General features: G+C 27.8%; 17 protein-coding genes. 5 read left to right on the top strand and 12 right to left on the bottom strand.

The window, feature by feature from the left end; all coding sequences use genetic code 11:
• Positions 1-329 precede the first annotated feature (329 nt).
• Positions 330-1,427 (bottom strand): histidinol-phosphate transaminase, encoded by a 1,098-nt coding sequence (hisC, locus tag AC2A4K_RS02195; RefSeq protein ID WP_322504606.1) that lies wholly within the window; start codon positions 1,425-1,427, stop codon positions 330-332.
• Between the two features lie 662 nt (positions 1,428-2,089).
• On the opposite strand from hisC, the gene AC2A4K_RS02190 reads away from it, so the two are divergent.
• The 3 genes from AC2A4K_RS02190 to AC2A4K_RS02180 are packed head-to-tail and all read left to right on the top strand — an operon-like array spanning position 2,090 to position 4,290.
• Positions 2,090-2,875, top strand: coding sequence for a hypothetical protein (locus AC2A4K_RS02190; RefSeq protein ID WP_322504607.1), 786 nt, complete (start codon positions 2,090-2,092; stop codon positions 2,873-2,875).
• A gap of 34 nt (positions 2,876-2,909) precedes the next feature.
• On the top strand, positions 2,910-3,458 hold the full coding sequence (locus tag AC2A4K_RS02185) for a sigma-70 family RNA polymerase sigma factor (protein WP_322504608.1): 549 nt from the start codon (positions 2,910-2,912) through the stop codon (positions 3,456-3,458).
• 46 nt (positions 3,459-3,504) lie between these two features.
• Positions 3,505-4,290 (top strand): hypothetical protein, encoded by a 786-nt coding sequence (locus AC2A4K_RS02180; protein WP_322504609.1) that lies wholly within the window; start codon positions 3,505-3,507, stop codon positions 4,288-4,290.
• A 111-nt stretch (positions 4,291-4,401) separates the two neighbouring features.
• On the opposite strand, the gene murB is transcribed toward AC2A4K_RS02180, so the two are convergent.
• The 6 genes from murB to uvrA all read right to left on the bottom strand — a co-directional run bounded on the left by murB (position 4,402) and on the right by uvrA (position 13,901).
• On the bottom strand, positions 4,402-5,316 hold the full coding sequence (murB, locus tag AC2A4K_RS02175; protein ID WP_322504610.1) for a UDP-N-acetylmuramate dehydrogenase: 915 nt from the start codon (positions 5,314-5,316) through the stop codon (positions 4,402-4,404).
• Between the two features lie 149 nt (positions 5,317-5,465).
• Positions 5,466-7,328, bottom strand: coding sequence for an excinuclease ABC subunit UvrC (gene uvrC / locus AC2A4K_RS02170; protein ID WP_322504611.1), 1,863 nt, complete (start codon positions 7,326-7,328; stop codon positions 5,466-5,468).
• Between the two features lie 318 nt (positions 7,329-7,646).
• Entirely contained in the window at positions 7,647-9,110 is a 1,464-nt protein-coding gene (locus AC2A4K_RS02165) for a peptidoglycan D,D-transpeptidase FtsI family protein (protein WP_322504612.1), read from the bottom strand.
• A complete protein-coding gene (locus AC2A4K_RS02160; protein ID WP_322504613.1) occupies positions 9,111-10,340 on the bottom strand; it encodes an FtsW/RodA/SpoVE family cell cycle protein in 1,230 nt (409 codons plus the stop codon).
• 13 nt (positions 10,341-10,353) lie between these two features.
• A complete protein-coding gene (locus tag AC2A4K_RS02155) occupies positions 10,354-10,788 on the bottom strand; it encodes an FHA domain-containing protein (protein ID WP_322504614.1) in 435 nt (144 codons plus the stop codon).
• 293 nt (positions 10,789-11,081) lie between these two features.
• Positions 11,082-13,901 (bottom strand): excinuclease ABC subunit UvrA, encoded by a 2,820-nt coding sequence (uvrA, locus tag AC2A4K_RS02150; RefSeq protein WP_322504615.1) that lies wholly within the window; start codon positions 13,899-13,901, stop codon positions 11,082-11,084.
• A 445-nt stretch (positions 13,902-14,346) separates the two neighbouring features.
• Between uvrA and AC2A4K_RS02145 the strand changes: the two genes are divergently transcribed.
• Complete coding sequence (locus AC2A4K_RS02145) at positions 14,347-14,754, top strand: hypothetical protein (RefSeq protein ID WP_322504616.1); 408 nt, start codon at positions 14,347-14,349, stop codon at positions 14,752-14,754.
• Between the two features lie 193 nt (positions 14,755-14,947).
• Positions 14,948-15,619 carry a cyclic nucleotide-binding domain-containing protein gene (locus AC2A4K_RS02140; RefSeq protein ID WP_322504617.1) on the top strand — a complete coding sequence of 224 codons (672 nt, stop codon included), beginning with the start codon at positions 14,948-14,950 and terminating at the stop codon, positions 15,617-15,619.
• Between the two features lie 163 nt (positions 15,620-15,782).
• Here the strand turns inward: AC2A4K_RS02140 and AC2A4K_RS02135 are convergent, their stop codons facing one another.
• The 5 genes from AC2A4K_RS02135 to AC2A4K_RS02115 form a co-directional block, all read right to left on the bottom strand.
• A complete protein-coding gene (locus AC2A4K_RS02135) occupies positions 15,783-16,154 on the bottom strand; it encodes a phage holin family protein (RefSeq protein WP_322504618.1) in 372 nt (123 codons plus the stop codon).
• Between the two features lie 8 nt (positions 16,155-16,162).
• Positions 16,163-16,447 carry a hypothetical protein gene (locus AC2A4K_RS02130; protein ID WP_488458837.1) on the bottom strand — a complete coding sequence of 95 codons (285 nt, stop codon included), beginning with the start codon at positions 16,445-16,447 and terminating at the stop codon, positions 16,163-16,165.
• Positions 16,437-16,841: an SHOCT-like domain-containing protein gene (locus AC2A4K_RS02125; RefSeq protein WP_322504620.1), complete on the bottom strand. Its 405-nt coding sequence runs from the start codon at positions 16,839-16,841 to the stop codon at positions 16,437-16,439. Before AC2A4K_RS02125 ends, AC2A4K_RS02130 begins: the two co-directional genes overlap by 11 nt.
• Positions 16,842-16,856: 15 nt before the next feature.
• Positions 16,857-17,243 (bottom strand): DUF2089 domain-containing protein, encoded by a 387-nt coding sequence (locus tag AC2A4K_RS02120; protein WP_322504621.1) that lies wholly within the window; start codon positions 17,241-17,243, stop codon positions 16,857-16,859.
• A gap of 144 nt (positions 17,244-17,387) precedes the next feature.
• Positions 17,388-18,137 (bottom strand): MerR family transcriptional regulator, encoded by a 750-nt coding sequence (locus AC2A4K_RS02115; RefSeq protein ID WP_322504622.1) that lies wholly within the window; start codon positions 18,135-18,137, stop codon positions 17,388-17,390.
• Between the last annotated feature and the right edge of the window lie 137 nt (positions 18,138-18,274).

Here is an 18,274-nt window from a genome sequence, read left to right as displayed (position 1 = left end):
ATCATCTCCTAAACATATAATTCATTTTATTCGATAGCTTATAATTTTGAATTTCAAAAATTAAAAATACCTAACTACACCATGAATTTCAATAATATCTTACTGGGAATCGCTTCCCCCTTAACATTAAATCTAATTTTATCTTACAATAATAGAATCTAATAAAACAAATTAAAATATAAATTTATAAACTTAAAAAAATTTAATTAATTTTCAAAACATAAGAAATGCTTTAATCACTTAGTAATTAAAGCAAATCTAATAATTTTACAAATAAATTATAACATAAAACAAGGTAATTATTACTCATTTTATTAAGCTGTCTTTTTTTATAAGTTTTTCTCTAAATAGCTCTTCATAAGTCTAATTAATTCTTTATTTTCAGCTTCTTTCCCTATACTTATTCTCATCCACTGGGGACATCCTAATAAATAGCCTGGTCTAATTATATATCCATTTTGAAGTAAATAGTAAAAAAACTTTTTGTCATCACATTTAACATTTACCAGTATAAAGTTTGCATCAGATTTTACGTATTTTAATCCCATGTTTTCAAACTCTTTCTCTAAATAATCTCTTTGGTTTTTATTGAATATTTTAACATTATTTAAGAACTCTCTATCATTTAAAGCTTCTACTGCTGCTACTTGCGCATAGAGATTAACGTCAAATGAATTAACAACCCTATTAAAATACTCTACAAGTTTTTCATGTGCTATTCCATATCCAACTCTCAATGAAGCTAATCCATACGCCTTAGAAAAAGTTCTAAGAATAATAATATTTTTATATTCTTTTAAAAGCTCAATTGAATTTGGATAATCATCTCTTGAAACATACTCTACGTAAGCCTCATCCATTATTATATATACACTACTTGGTATTTTATTTAAAAGATCTTTTATATCATTAACCCCAAAGGTACTCCCTGTAGGATTATTGGGATTACAAAACCAAATTGTTTTTGTTTTTGGTGTAATCTCATTTACCATACCTTCTAAATCTAACTTCATTTCTTTCATAGGAACTTTAATAACCTTACCTCCCATAAGCTCTATATTAGTTTCATATCTTGGGAATGTTATCTCTCCTACTATATTTTCATCTTCAGGATTTATCAATGTATTACAAATAACTCTTATTAGGGAATCAGATCCAGCTCCACAAAAAATTTTTCTTTCATTTACACCTAAATATTTTGATAGTGTTCTTTTTAAATCAAAATTATTAGCATCTGGATACAAAAAAGTTTCTTCAACTACATTTCTAAGTGCTTCTTTAACCTTAGGTGAACACCCAAGAGGATTTTCATTAGATGCTAACTTAACCACCTTTTCAAGACCTAATTCTCTTTTCACCTCTGATATCGGTTTTCCTGCCACATAGGCCTCAATTCTTAAGACCTCATCTCTAACATTAAATTTCATTTTAAATAGCCTCCTTAAAATTATTGCTAAAAGTTAGTTTAATTTCCCCAAAACTAACTAATAAAATTACCAACAAAACCTTTTTAATTGAGTTTTGTTTTAGATAAACATTTAAACCAGAACCTTTAATTAAAATTCATAAAGTTTTATATCATTATACAAATCAAACTCACACTACTCTAGTTTTAAAATTATTTTAATGACAATATAAAAATTATCTCTAATTTTAATTTAAGCTTTTTAATAATTATTAACTAAAATAAAGTATGAAATTTAAAAATGTTACTCTACATTTCACAATAGCTATTCTCATACTAAGTTTAAATATGACTATGCTTTATGTTAATGTTGATTTTTAGCTAGCCTTTCAAGCTTAACTTGATGAGCAGTTCTATCTAAAAATCAGTATTAGTTTAAAACAGATTCCTAAATATAAATCAACAATGAATTATAAATAAAAAACTTATTTATTCTTGAAGCATTTTCTTTTTTATTACGAATTAATTAGTAGAAAGATTATTAAATATAAATATTTTAATTTCATCTATATAAATACTTTTTATTACAATTAACCAATTATTATGAAATTAACTATATAATTATTATTAAATCCATAAGGGGGTGAAGTTTAGAAAGTTTACCTTAACTTTCTAAGAGCAGTTATGAGAAAATTTGATTTAATTGATATAAATGAAGATATTCTACCTGACGTTGAACTTTCAGAAGATCAAAAGAAAAAGATTAAAAAACTTTTTAATAACTTAATCAAATCATATTTATCTTTAGATAAAAATCCTATTGATATTGACCTATCAAATTCTAACTTATCTAAGATTAGCAATACACTTAGTAAATCATCTGAGGAAGTTCTTAACCATGTTAAAGGTGGTGAGATTCTTAGAGATTTAGTAATAGACGCCTTAGATAAAGATTGTCCTATTGAAGAAAATGATATTTTATATAAAACATTATTATATATTCCAGTAGATTATTCATTTAAAACAGTTGGTGTTTTATATTCAAATTCAGTTTTTTCACACAGAATATACGTTACAAAGAATGAAGTCTTTATTTATAACTTGGATAATTACTTTAGAGTTATAAATACAACTAAATTGCCTTTAACATATATCAAGTCTGCTTTTATAAGCAAATATGATAAAAAAAATTATATCCCTTTTAGCTGTAATACTTTAATTATTAATTTAGATAAATCAACTGAAAATAACCTTTCACTTCCTAGTACTTATTACTTAGTTGGTGAAAAAGGAGAAAATGTTTCAGAACTTTATGAACTCTTGAACACACTTAATTCTTTAGGTGTTGATACTAATCCTTTAGAAGTTACTTCTAAAGAAAAAACTAGAAATCTGATAATCACTGTACTAGCAATTATTTTTTTTATCCTCTTGTTTATTTCTCAAATAGTCTTAAACTTACCAACTTAAGCTTTCAATAAAAAATTAGTTTGGAGAGGATACTATGGAAAATACATTTATAGAAGAATTAAAAAAAGGAAATCCAAATGCACTTGAGTATGTTTTAGATGCCTTTGGAAACTTAATATATAAATTAGCTTATATGCAACTTAATTCAAAAGAACTTAGTGAAGAATGTGTAAATGATGTACTTTTAAAAGTTTGGGAAAACATACACGGGTATGATTATGATAAAAGTAAATTCAAGAACTGGCTAGCTGCTATAACTAAATATAGTGCTATTGATATTCTTAGAAAAGAAAAAAAACATTTTGAAAATATAGAACTTAAAGAGGAAAGCAAAAATACTGATTCTATTGAAGAACAAGTTATGTCGAGAGCTGAGTTAGAAACTATAAAAAAAGAGATTAATAATTTTAAAGAATTAGATAGAAAAATATTTATTCAACGCTTTTTCTTAAATAAAAGTATTAAAGATATAGCTAAGGATCTTAATATGACACCCAAAGCTGTGAGTCTCAGGATTTTGCGAGGGCGTAAAAAGTTATCCATTACTAATAAAGAAAATTATTCTGATGAAAAAATTACTTAATGAATACTTATACTTATATATTCATTAAATTAAGGAGGACTTTTATATGATGAACACTTTTAATCTAGTTGAAATAAATGATAAAGAATTACCAGATATTAATCTCACTGAAGAACAAAAAAGAAGAATCAAAACAGTTATAAAATTTGCTATCAATCCATATTTAAAGAATAACTTTGATAATGTTAATGCAGACTTTTCTCTAAAAAATATTATAAGAGTAGTAAATAACCTTGGTGATGAAGCTGATGATACTCTTAATTATGTTAGGAATGGTAAAGTCTTGAGAGATATTGTCATAGAAGCTTTAGATAAAGACTGTCCTATTCCTAAAGATAAACTTATTTATAAGACTTTATTATATTCTTTTAATGATTATACTTTTAAAGTTTTATCAATAGGTTTCTCAAAACAGGCAGTTGCCTATAGAGTTTATGTTACCGAAGATAAGCTTTTATTTTATAATTTAGACAATTACTTTAGAGTTATAGATACAACAACAATTCCTCTTAACTATATAAAAACATCCTTTATATCAAATAAAAGTATAAGAGACTTCATGGAGTTTAGCAGAAATACTCTTTTCATAGAATTTAATAAACTTGGAGAGAATGATTTAAGTATTCCTAAAAGCTATATGTTGATAGGCTCCATAGAACACAATGATGATGATTTAAATAACTTTTTAGAAGTTTTGAAATCTTTAAAAGTAGAAAACCACAGAAAAACAAAATTTCCTTATGGTAAAATTTTATTTTGGATTTCTAATATTTTCTTTGGAGTAACATTTATATATGTATTGATAAATATATTTTTAGGGTCATATCGTTAATATTTTAAGCTATTAATATTGTTTTAATATACATGGAGTATGCCTCAAATATATGCATAAAAATAGAGCCTACATTTAATTTAAATGCAGACTCTATTTTTGTTTATTCTATTAATCTCTACCTATTATTCTAACTTCAGTGTGAAGATCAACACCAAAATTTTCTTTAACTGTTTTTTGAACATGCGCTATAACATCTAAAACATCTTTAGCTGTTGCTCCACCTTTATTGATTACAAATCCTGAATGCTTTTCTGATACAGCTGCTCCTCCTATTGAGAAACCTTTTAATCCTGAATCCTGAATAAGCTTACCTGCAAAATATCCTTCTGGTCTTTTAAAAGTACTACCTGCTGATGGATACTCTAAAGGTTGTTTACTCTCTCTTTTATTCGTAAGATCATCGATCTTATCTTTTATACTAGTATACTCTCCGCTTTCTAGTTCAACTGTAGCATCTATAACTACATATCCTTTTTTCATAACTAATGAACTTCTATAACCAAGTTCTAATTCTTCTTTAGTTAAATTCTTAATATTGCAATTTTCATCAATTACTCTAGCTGACTTTATTACATGTGCCATTTCTCCATCATAAGCTCCAGCGTTCATAAATACCGCTCCACCTATACTTCCTGGTATTCCACATGCAAATTCAAAACCTCTTAAGTTATTTTCCAAAGCGGCTTTTGATACATCTTTTAATAGTGCTCCACTTTGAGCTGTTACACAATTTCCTTCTGAAGTAACTTTATTTAATTTATTAAGCTTAATTACAACTCCAGAAATTCCACCATCTTTAACTAAAATATTAGAACCGTTACCTAATATAAAATAAGGTACATTATATTCCCTACAAAGTTTTAAAGTATTAACTACTTGTTCCTCATTAACAGGAGTTACTAGTATATCTGCTGGTCCTCCTACTCTGAAATAAATATGTTCACTCATTGGAGAATCTACAGTAATATCTTCTTCATTATAAAATTCACCTAATAATTTATAAAACTCCATGTATTGATTCATACCCAAACTCCTCAATTTTAAATTTAATATCCTAATTTAATAGTATAAATTAATTCTTGACATATTTTCAATATTTAGTACAAATTTTTTTATTTTCCTATGCTATAATATTATATATATTATCTCAAGTCAATTTTTGTTATTAAAAATTAACTTGAAAAATATTTTTTTATACTTTCAGCTGCTTTTTTATCTATGCCAGGGGTTTCTAATAAGTCTTCTATTGTTGCCTTCTTAATATTTTCTACACTTCCAAACTTAATAAGAAGATTCCTTCTTCTTTTTTCTCCAATTCTAGGTATATCTTCTAAAATTGAATGTAGTGTTCTTTTATCTCTTAAACTTCTATGATAGGTTATAGCATACCTATGAACTTCATCTTGTATTCTAGTTATTAAATTCATAAGCCCAGAACCTCTTTTAACGAGTATTTCTTCATTATTGAATATGATACCCCTAGTTCTATGCTTATCGTCTTTAACAAGCCCACAGACCGGAATTTCAACACCAAACTCATTTAGTACTTCTAAGGCTATGTTAACCTGTCCTTTTCCACCATCCATCATTATTAAATCTGGGAAAATACAGAACTTTCCCTTTGAATACTCTAAATTTCTCTCTTTTATTTTGTTTACCTCGTCCAATCCATGAGCAAATCTTCTGCTTAAAATTTCTCTCATGCTTTCATAATCATTAGGTCCTTGGACAGTTTTTATTTTAAATCTTCTATAATCAGAATTTTTAGCTTTTCCATTCTCGAAGACCACCATTGTTCCAACTGAGTCTACACCTTGAATATTCGATATATCATAGGCTTCTATTCTAACTGGTAAAGAATCTAATGCTAAAACATCTGCTAACTCAGTTAAGGCTGATTTATTTAATTCTTTTTCTTCTACCATTTTTTCTTTAAATTGCTCTAGCATTATTTTCGCATTATTTCTAACCATATCTAAAAGATTCTTTTTATCACCCTTTTTAGGGGTTTTTATCCAAACCTTAGATCCTCTCTTGTCTGTAAGAAACTTCTCTATTAATTCTTGATCCTCTATCTCCTCAGGAACATATATAGTTTTAGGTATTTGTGCTGTTCCACCATAAAATGATGCTATGAAAGAACTAATAATTTCTTTTACAGGTTCTTCACTTACATTCTCTAACATAAAATGTTCTCTTCCTGTAACTTTTCCTTCTCTAACAAAGAAAACTTGAGCACATCCATCCTTTTCATCAGTATATAAATCTATAAAGTCCTCATCGCCTTCTTTTACAGTAAACATCTTTTGTTTTTCACTAATCAACTCTATAGCCAAAATTCTATCTCTAACTTTAGCTGCCTTCTCAAATTCTAACTCCTCAGCAGCCTTTTCCATTTCAACTTTTAATTCTTTTATAATTGATGTATCTGTTCCATTTAAAATACTAATTATTTCATCTATCATCTTTCCATAATCATTTTTAGAAATATATCCAGCACAAGGAGCTTTACAAAGGTTAATGTGATAATTTAAACATGCTCTAGTTGGTTTTTCCCCTTCTACAATAGCCTTTTTACACGTTCTTAAAGGAAATAGCTTCTTAATAAGCCCCATAACTTCATAAACAGCAGTCCCATTTGTATATGGTCCAAAATATTTATTTCCGTCCTTTGCAAAATTCCTTGTAACATATACTCTTGGGAAATCCTCATTAGTAGTTATTTTTATAAAAGGATAAAACTTATCATCTTTTAAAGCTATATTATATCTTGGACTATATTTCTTAATAAGGTTACATTCTAAAATTAATGCCTCCATTTCAGAATCAGTAACTATGTACTCAAATTCAGCTATATTTTTAACCATAGCCCTTACTTTTTCAGTATGATTTTTAGAATTTTGGAAATATTGTCTTACTCTATTTTTTAATATTTTTGCTTTTCCAACATAAATTACCTCTCCAAGGGAATTTTTCATTATATAAACCCCTGGTTTATCAGGTAATATTTTTAATTGATGCTGAAAATCAAACATCTTACCACCTCTAATCTCTCATCTCAATGTTCATATTACATTTATCTTAAACTTGCCAAATCCTATTATTCTTATATTGCCTATTTATCTAAATATATTATCAAATTAAAAATAACATATAAATTCTTAATTAAAGCAACAGAATTATTACTATGTCTACATAAGCAATACGCCCTAACATACCATTGAAATACAGTAATATTAGGGCGATTAAATTTTCAAATCAATTCTATTATATTAAGTTTTATAATTTATAAGTTATCTATTTTCTAAGATAAAATCAAGAAATATTTTTTTACATTTCTTTTAATTTTGCTCTTATTTATTAAAATATGCTTGCATTACCTTAGCTGTAACCGGAGCTGCTACTCTTGATCCTGAACCACCATTTTCAACTATAGTTGCAACGGCTATTTGAGGGTCATTAGCTGGTGCAAAGGCTATTAACCATGCATGAGAATTTCCATCTGGAACCTGGGCTGTACCAGTTTTAGCTGCAACATTCATACCTCTAAAATATCCCCAGTTATCATTTATTCTATCATTTGTTACACCTTGCATATATTCATTTATTATTTGAGCATCCTCTTTAGACATTACAGTACTTTTCTTTTCAGGTTTAAATTCTTTTACTGAATCTCCATCTTTATCAACAATCTTACTAACCATATATGGTTGCATAAGAACCCCGTTATTAGCTACTGTTGATGCAACCATTGCCATTTCAAGTGGACTTGATAAAACATCTCCTTGACCTATAGCATCATAGGCTATAAGGCCTTTATCTACAGTTTTTCTATCAGGGAATTTTCCTGAAAAAGCCTTAAGATTACCTAAAGATAAATCTTGATTAAATCCATATTTTTCAGCAGTTTCTCTTAACTTTTTATTTCCAAGCTCTTCTCCAAGAATTCCTCCAAATACTACGTTACTTGAAACTGAAAGTGCTTTTCTTAAACTTATATCTCCATAAGCAGTTCCATTTTCATTTGGTAAATCCTTTGTTCCAACATTTATTGTACCTGTATCACTAAATGTTCTTTGTGTTATCCCTGGAATATTTTCTAAAGCAGATGTTAAAGTTACAACCTTAAATGTAGATCCTGGAGGATATTGACCATTAATAGCTCTGTCAACTAATATAGCGTCCTTTGGATTTCCATTAGGATTGTTAGCTATTTCATATGTTGCTTTCATATCATTAGGATTAAATCCTGGTTTTGATACACTTGCTAAAACCTCACCTGTTTTAGGATTCATAGCAACTACAGCCCCTCTATTAGCTCCTAAAGCTGCATATGCTGCCTTTTGTAAATCAGTATCTAAAGTTGTTACAACACTATTTCCAATCTTAGTGTCACTCTCATTTCTTTCTTTAAAATCTTTTTTGAAGTTAAATGATTTTAAGAAAGCTTTTAATGATATGTTCTCAGAAGTAGTTAGCTCTTTTGAATATGCTCCCTCTAATCCTGAGTTTCCATATATTCCACTAGCATACCCAATTGGATGTGAATATATTTCTCCATAAGGATATTCTCTCTTTTGAGTTAAATCACCGCTCTTAGTACTTTTAGCGAGAACATTGCCATTCTTATCCTTTATATCTCCTCTTATTACCTCATTCTGAGCTGCCATAACAGCAGTATTACTATCCATCTGAGCTATTTTTGGTACTTTTATTAATTGAAAATACGCGATATACGATATAAGCCCAACTAATAGCAATAGATAAACAACCATAACTTTTCTTATGCTACCTGATAAATCTTTTTTCTTAGCCATCTATCTTAGTCCCTCCTCTGAAATTTTCTGAAGTATTCCTAAGGCAATGAAGATTGTAAGCATAGATGTTCCTCCATAACTAACTAAAGGTAATGTTATACCTGTTAAAGGAATAACTGCAAAGACACCACCTATAATTACTAAAACTTGAGCAACTATAAGTGTACTAAATCCAACAGCATTTAACTGAGAAAATGGATCATCAGTGTTTAATGCTGCTCTTATCCCTCTATAAAACAATAGGAAATATATTAATAATAAACCTATACCAAATACAAGACCTAATTCTTGTGCTATTAAGGTAAATATAAAGTCTGTTTGTATAAATGGTACTAAACTAGGATAACCATTATAAAGTCCTGTTCCAAACATTCCTCCTAAGGACATAGCATAAAAACCTTGAACTATTTGAAAACTTTCATGACTAGCATATTTCCAAACATCTCGCCAAACCATTACTCTGCTTCTAACATGGCCAAATAAGAAATAACTTGCTGTTCCACCTACTGCAAATAATCCTAATCCAGTAGCAACATACTTCCAATTACAAGTAGCTATATAAAGCATAGTCACAGATACAAAGAAAAACATAAGAGCTGAACCTAAGTCTTTTTGTAAAACCATGAATCCTAAAGAATACATAACCACTAAAGCTGGTTGTAAAAGTTGTTTAAATTCATCTTTCAAGCTATTCTTTTTCTCATAGTTCATAAGTGCTGACGCTAAGTAAAGTATTAGGAATATCTTACCTATTTCCGAAGGTTGAAAAGTGAAACCACCTATTCTAACCCAGTTCTTAGAACCATTTATTGTAGTACCTATAATCATAGACATAGCCATGAATATTAAAGTTCCTCCCATATAAACATATTTATATTTTGCAAAACTCTTTAAATCCGGCATAACTATTACAATCCCCATATAAACAGCTATTCCTAAACTGAACCAAACTAATTGTTTCATTGCTGATTTAGGATCTACTCTATAAAGAATTGCTATTCCAACCACAGCTAAAACCGATGCAAAGATAAATATGTACTTATCTCCATCGGGATAGAATTTCCTTATAATGAAATGTGAAAATCCAATAATAACTATTAATATACCTGCTATTATAAAAGCCATCTTATCTATAGGTGTCTGCTTTACAGCTATATTCGTAAATAAGGCTAAGCATAAAAGATAGACTAATAGCAACATCCTTTTCTCATACTTTAAAGTAGTATTCATATTATCACCTCTTCTATCCTATAACCTTAAACACAGTGCTTCCCATTCTTATTTTATCATTTACTTTTAATCTTACTCTTCCCTCTATCTTTGATTCATTTATGAATGTACCATTTGTACTTGCTAAATCTTCTAAATAAAAATCATTGTTTTTAACATAAATTTTAGCATGATATGAGGATACAAACTGATCATTTAGCACTATTGAATTATCTTCTCTTCTACCAATGGATATGGTACTAGTCACTGGTATAACCGAGCCAACACCTAGCGTCCCATTTGATATTGTTTTTAAGACTTCTAATCCATGTGCTTTCTTTCCAGGGGCTTTTTTCTTTTTCCCGCCTTTAACATCTTTATACATTATCTTTAACGCATAATAAATTATGGAATATAGAATTATAATAAATATTATTCCAAAAACCCATGTCATTAGTTTCGAAAACATCACTTCACCTCTACATATTTTATATTTCTTTTATATTTTACTTTATTTAATAACTTGATTATACAATAAAAGATTACAATTTCATAATCAATAATTAGAAACTCTTAATTATTATATCATCTAAAAAAGACAATTTTATGATATTTATCTTTTAATTTTAGTACTTTTTTAACTTTCCTAAATTTCCTTAACAATAAATATAGCTATCAGAACTTCTAGCCATAAATTCTGATAGCTAATTAAATACTCTATTCTTAAATAATATATTTATTTTTTTAAATTATATTCCTATATTAAAGGTATTTTTTTAGATATTTACCTGTATATGATTCTTCAACCTCAGTTATCTTTTCAGGAGTTCCTGTAGCTACAATCATTCCACCTTTATCTCCACCTTCTGGTCCTAAATCAACAATATAATCTGCACATTTAATCATATCTAAATTATGCTCTATTACAATAACTGTATTTCCTCCATCAACTAATCTTTGAAGTATTTTAACAAGTCTGTTTACATCATGTATGTGCAGTCCTGTTGTAGGCTCATCTAAAATATATAATGTTTTTCCTGTACTTCTCTTAGATAGTTCATAAGCTAACTTAATTCTTTGTGCTTCTCCACCTGATAGCTGAGTTGAAGGTTGACCTAGTCTTATATAACCTAATCCAACATCCATTAAGGTTTGAAGTTTATTCTTTATTCTTGGAATATTTTCAAAGAATTCTAAAGCTTCTTCAACAGTCATATTTAGTACATCAGCTATATTCTTTCCTTTATATTTAACTTCTAAAGTCTCTCTATTATATCTCTTTCCTTTACAAACCTCACAAGGAACATAAACATCAGATAAAAATTGCATTTCTATCTTTATTATTCCATCTCCACTACAAGCTTCACATCTTCCACCTTTTACATTGAAAGAAAATCTTCCTGGTTTATATCCTCTCATTTTAGCTTCTTGAGTTTGTGAGAAAAGTTCTCTTATTATATCAAAAGTTCCAGTATATGTTGCTGGGTTACTCCTTGGAGTTCTTCCTATAGGACTTTGATCTATATCAATAATCTTATCAATATTTTCGTATCCTGTTATTTCCTTAAACTTACCTGGTAAATCCTTAGCTCTATTTACTATTTTATTTAATCCTTTATAAAGAATTTCATTAACTAAGGTACTCTTTCCTGATCCTGAAACTCCTGTAACCATAGTTAAAGTTCCTAGTGGGAATTTAGCATTAACGTTTTTAAGGTTATTTTCCTTTGCACCTTTAACTGTTATAAAGTTTCCATTTCCTTTTCTTCTTTCCTCTGGAAGTTCAACTTTCTTAGCTCCAGTTAAATATTGACCAGTTAAAGAATTTTCATTTTCTATGATTTCATCTAATGTTCCTGCAGCAACTATCTGTCCACCATGTTCTCCGGCTCTTGGTCCTATATCAACTATATAGTCTGCTTCTCTCATAGTATCTTCATCATGTTCAACTACTATAAGAGTGTTTCCAACATCTCTAAGTTGTTTTAAAGTAGCTATAAGTCTATCATTATCTCTTTGATGAAGTCCTATTGAAGGTTCATCTAGGATGTATAGAACCCCCATAAGCTGAGAACCTATTTGAGTCGCAAGTCTTATTCTCTGAGCTTCTCCACCAGATAATGTCCCTGCAGTTCTAGCTAAGTCTAAGTAATCTAACCCAACATTTATTAAGAAACTTAATCTAGCTTGAATCTCTTTTATAATTTGGCTACTTATTATCTTGTCTTTCTCTGAAAACTCTACTGAGTTTATAAAGTCTAACTCTTCTCTTATTGCCATGCTTGTAAACTCAAATATATTTTTTCCACCTACTGTAACGGCAAGAGCCTCAGGCTTAAGTCTTGCCCCCTTACACTTAGGACATGGATTATCACTCATATACTTTTCTATTTCAGCTTTCATGGCATCTGATCCAGTTTCCATATATCTTCTTCTTAAATTATTTATCTCCCCTTCAAAGGAATGATTATAAACAGCTTCTACATTTTCTTTTCTGTATGTAACCTTTAGTTTTTCTGAATCTCCATACATTAAGACTTCCCTAACCTTATTAGGTAAATCTTTGTAAGGAGTATCTAAATCAAATTTATACTTTTCCATTAAAGCTTTTAGAACACAAAAAGTCCAAGAATCTTCTTTCATTCTTGAATCTCCCCAAGTAGAAATAGCTCCACCTCTTATGCTTAAATCCTTATTAGGAACAACTAAATCCTCATCAATCTCCATTAAAGTTCCTAATCCATCACATCTCTCACATTTTCCAAAAGGTGAGTTAAATGAGAACATTCTTGGTGCAAGTTCATCTATACTTATACCACAATCAGCACAGGCAAAATGTTCACTATAAAGTCTATCTTCTTCACCAATTACATTAACTAATACTAAGCCTTCAGCCATTTTAAGAGAAGTTTCTATAGAATCTGTTAATCTTCCTTCAATTCCGTCCTTAACAATTATTCTGTCAACAACAGCTTCTATATTATGTTTTATATTCTTCTCAAGTTTTACTTCATCCTCTGTTAAGTCATAAATTTCTCCGTCTATTCTAGCTCTAACAAAACCTTGTTTCTTTATATTCTCAAGAACCTTTTCATGAGTTCCTTTTCTTCCTCTTATTATTGGAGCTAAAATCATTGTCTTACTTCTCTCTGGTAACTCCATAATTTGATCCACTATTTGATCCACAGATTGTTGAGTTATTTCTTTTCCGCACTTAGGACAATGAGGAACTCCAACCCTAGCATATAATAATCTTAAGTAATCATATATTTCTGTTACTGTACCTACTGTAGATCTTGGATTCCTAGAAGTTGTCTTCTGATCAATTGATATTGCAGGTGAAAGTCCTTCTATTGATTCAACATCTGGCTTATCCATTTGTCCTAAGAATTGTCTTGCATAAGCTGATAAAGACTCTACGTATCTTCTTTGTCCCTCTGCATAGATTGTATCGAAAGCTAAAGAACTTTTACCTGAACCTGAAAGCCCAGTAAAAACAATAAGCTTATCTCTAGGAATTTCTAAATTTACATTTTTTAAATTATGTACTTTTGCTCCTTTTACTATTATCTTATCCTTCATAAAAATCTCCTTAATAAATATATAAACTTTAGTAAGTTTCTAATCTCACTAATAACCCCTGTTTTTTAGTTAATATCATTCCATATATAATTTGTTGTATATTAAATTTATTTAAGTCATTTCATTATATTATTACCAGATTGGTCTCTTCTAAAACCAAACATAAGTTCGCATATTAATATTTTAATTCTCTCTCTTTTAGATGTCAAACTCTTTTTAATAATAATTATTATCTTTTTAATATTTTCTAAATTTTCAGATAATTCAGAATAATACTAGATTTTTTTCATATTATTATACTAATCAAATATTTAAAAAGCCATCTCATTTAGGCATTAGTAGATACTTTCAATTTTATTTTAATAAAGTACTTCTCCAAAATAAAACCTATTAATGCCTAAATCAATATAAAACTTGATTTATATAAATTTATGGGAGGACTATTATGAAAGGATTCGGTAAATGTATGGTTAAAGTTCTTACAATAGATGATAACTTGGTAAATTGTAATATTATAAAATCTAATATACCTTTTAACATAAATGAAAAATTAATTGAACTTTATATAGATTGGGATTATAAAAAAGAACCTCTTTATGATTACATGAATACTCAGTGTGATACTTATCCTTTTATTACTCCTTATGTTGAAAACTACTTTAAAGATATAATTGAACTACTCAAAAACAATGAAATTAAAACACCTAAAAATATTTGCTGTGATTTATTAGAGGATTATTCTTCTTCAATAAGTTGTAAAAATATCAATGATATAAATAATTGGCATAATCCATTTTACTCATATAACTTCACTGAAGAAGATAATTTATTTTTTGAACTAAGTAGTATTTAAAACATAAAGAGTGATCAGTAAACATATATACTGATCACTCTTTTATATAGAATTTAAAGTATTAAGGCAATTTTACAGTGAATTTAGAAAACATTTTAATTATGTTTATTAAACAAATTTATTTTATCATGTATACTATATGTATAGTTATGACATATGTCTTATAACATTTGTTTTCATGGGAGGTAAGCCATTGATAGTAGTAAAAAATGAAGATAAATTGCTTGAATTAATAAATAAATACGAACTTAACTCCATATTTTCACAGGAAGTTATGCCTTTTTTAGAACTGCATATGTTTAAAAAAAATGAGCATATATGCTTTATGGATGAAGAACTTAAGTACTTTTACTTTTTTGTTGATGGTAAGGCCAAGGTCTATAAAACCCTACCCAATGGAAAATCTTTACTTCTGAAATTCTATGAGCCTATACAGCTAATAGGTGATTTAGAAGTAATATCAAAAATCAAAGCAAATTGTAGTGTTAAATCATTGAAATCAAGTCTTTGCATAGGTATTCCTATAAACAAAGTAAATTCATTATCTCTTAAAGATCCTAACTTTCTTATGTACATAACTAAAAGTCTTTCTAACAAACTTGCTAGTCAATCATTAACAAGTTCAATAACTATTGTTTATCCATTAGAAAACAAACTTGCTAATTATCTCCTAAGTGTAAACCATCGAAATATTGTCTTGGTAGATAATTATTCAAATTTAGCTGATTTATTAGGCACAAGCTACCGTCATTTAAGCCGTGTTTTAAATAAACTAGTTGAAAAGGAGATTATTTTAAAAGATAAAAATGAAATAAAAATAATTAATAAAAAAGAATTAAAGAATATTTCTGGAGATTTATATTAATAATAACTATCCTATTTTGAATTGCTATTACTTCCCCAAATATTTTTTGTTTTATATTTTTAAAATAAAGAAATCAACTATATTCTAAAAAGCACTAATTGTAAAATAAAAAAACCTATTATATTTAGATACTAATTAATTTATCTAAATATATAGGTTTTTTCTATATTGTTTTATTAATCTTCTTAATTTTAGTTTTTAATCTATATTTATTAAGTACAGAGCTTGCTATAAATAATATTATTGATACTATTAAAGTATTTAAAAATCCAGGTATATTAAATCCAAATGAAAATACATCAGTCATGTAAACTATAAAGGCGTTAACCATAAAAAGAAATATTCCAAAAGTAATTGCTGTAATTGGCAAAGATATAATCTGAAGAACTGGCCTTAAAGTAAAACTTAGTATAGTAAAAATTCCTGAAAATAAAACTATATTTAAGAAACTTTTAGCTTCCCCAAGATTAAAAAATTTAATTAATATCCATACAACAATAAGATTTATAAAAAAATTACTAATTATTCTCTTCATTTTTCCTCCTATATTAGTTTTATCATTATATTTATATTTTCTTTTCCTAAATTTAAATCAAGAATTTCACTTTCGCCACATTCTCTAAATTCCTTTAAGGCTTCTAAAGCTGTGTACATGTATTTAATATAATTCTCCATCTTTCTTAATCTAAACATCCATCTTAGGAAACCTAATAAATCTATGGTATCATTTAATATAAGATTAACTAAAGGGATAGGAATGCTGATTCTTAACCAATTAATTTTGGGTAATGTTATTTTTATATAAACAAAGTTTTTCTTAGTCAACATAAATTTTTACTATAACTTTTCCTTCATCTTTATTATTTATATCTACATCACAGATAGTCGGATCATCCAATTCACCATTTTCAATTTCTTCTATTATTTTTTTGAAATCAATATCTTTTATATTAACTCCACCCTTTTCAATATTATTCATAGCATCTTCAGGTATAAACTTAGTAAATTCACTTGCAACCTTTATTAAGCTTAAAGGGATACTTAAATTAACTTTTACTTGCTCATTTTCAACCTCTACTCTAACTTTTAATGTCTTATATATCTTTTTCTTTATAGCAACCTCTTCTTTACTTTCTCCTAAAGCATCAAGTAATTTCATTCCTTCTTCTGGACTTATTTTACCTTCACTTATCATCTCTAATATTTTTTTCTTTTCATCCATAAAAATTCTCCCCTTTTATTTTAATTTTTCTAATTCCTTTAAAGCTTCACTAGATGTTATTTCTCCCTTATCTAGCTTCCCAAGTATAATTTCTCTATTTCTCTTCTTATCTTTTTTTTCATCTTCTAACTCTTTATCTTCAAATCCTAATGCTGTTATAAGTTGATTTAATCTACTTTTCACAGTTGGATAGGATATATCTAGTTCTTTTTCTATTTCTTTTATACTTCCTTTACACTTAACAAATATCTTTAAAAAATATTGTTCTTCTGAAGTTAAATTACAAAAATCACAGCCTTTAAATTCACCTTCAATTTTAGTTCTGCATTTTTCACATTCTAATTTAACTATTTTTAATTCACTATTACATACAGGACATTTGCTTGGTCTTACGTATCTCAAGAAAGCACCTCCTTTTGTATACATTATACTCCCATAAATTAATAAAAATCAATATATAAATTAATTTTATTAATTTATATATTGATTTATTTAATAACTATATTAATTATTTTAATTTTCGACTTAATATTATTTAAGTGAGTTTTAATTTCTATTACAGTAATATTTCATAGCCTCACTTAAAAAATTAGCAAATCCCTCTCCATATTTATCTATGTTTTTTGTGAATCTTTCATCATAGATATACATATCTGCAAGGCCACTAAATATCTCAATACTACAATTATAGAAATTCTTAGTTATAAGCATTCTCCAGTTATGAACTAATTCTTGAACTTTTTCATCAGAAACATCTCTATCTTTTAATTCAGCTAATTCTCTATACACTCCATCTATTTCTTCCATTATATTATTCCAGTCTTCTTTTGAATATTTGCTTGTTTTTTTCTTTGACTCATTATAAGCATCACTTTCTCCATACTTTTTTTCTACTTCATCCTCATAAAGTTTATTGTGCTTTTCTATATCAAAACCTTCAAACATTCCCTTTTTCTCCATAATAATTTCTCCCTCCATATTCTTAATTGTATTTTCTATAGTATCAACAATCTTGTTTAGCTTATCTCGCTTGTCTATTATTAACTGTTTTTGTAACTTCAGAAGCTTCCTCAAATCTAGATTATTATTATTTAAAATATCTTTTATTTCTTTTAAAGAAAAATCTAACTCCCTATATATAAGAATTTGTTGAATTAATTCTAGATCTTTATCATCATACAATCTATATCCTGCGTTACTTATAGCTGTAGGTCTTAAAAGCCCTATCTTATCATAATGATGCAACATTCTAATAGATACTCCTGTTATCTCTGAGACTTCCTTAACCTTATACATATAACCACCTCCTAGACCTTATATTACTCCCTAACACGATGTTAGAGTCAAGTATAAAAAAGATTAATATTCCCACGAAATATATCCCAAAAGAAAAAGGCTACATTCACCTTAACATGACTGTAACCTCTTAATTC

It is taken from the genome of Clostridium sp. LIBA-8841 (genome assembly GCF_057782475.1).
The sequence above is the reverse complement of the archived record's forward strand: the minus strand, read 5'-3'. Positions and strand labels throughout refer to the sequence as shown.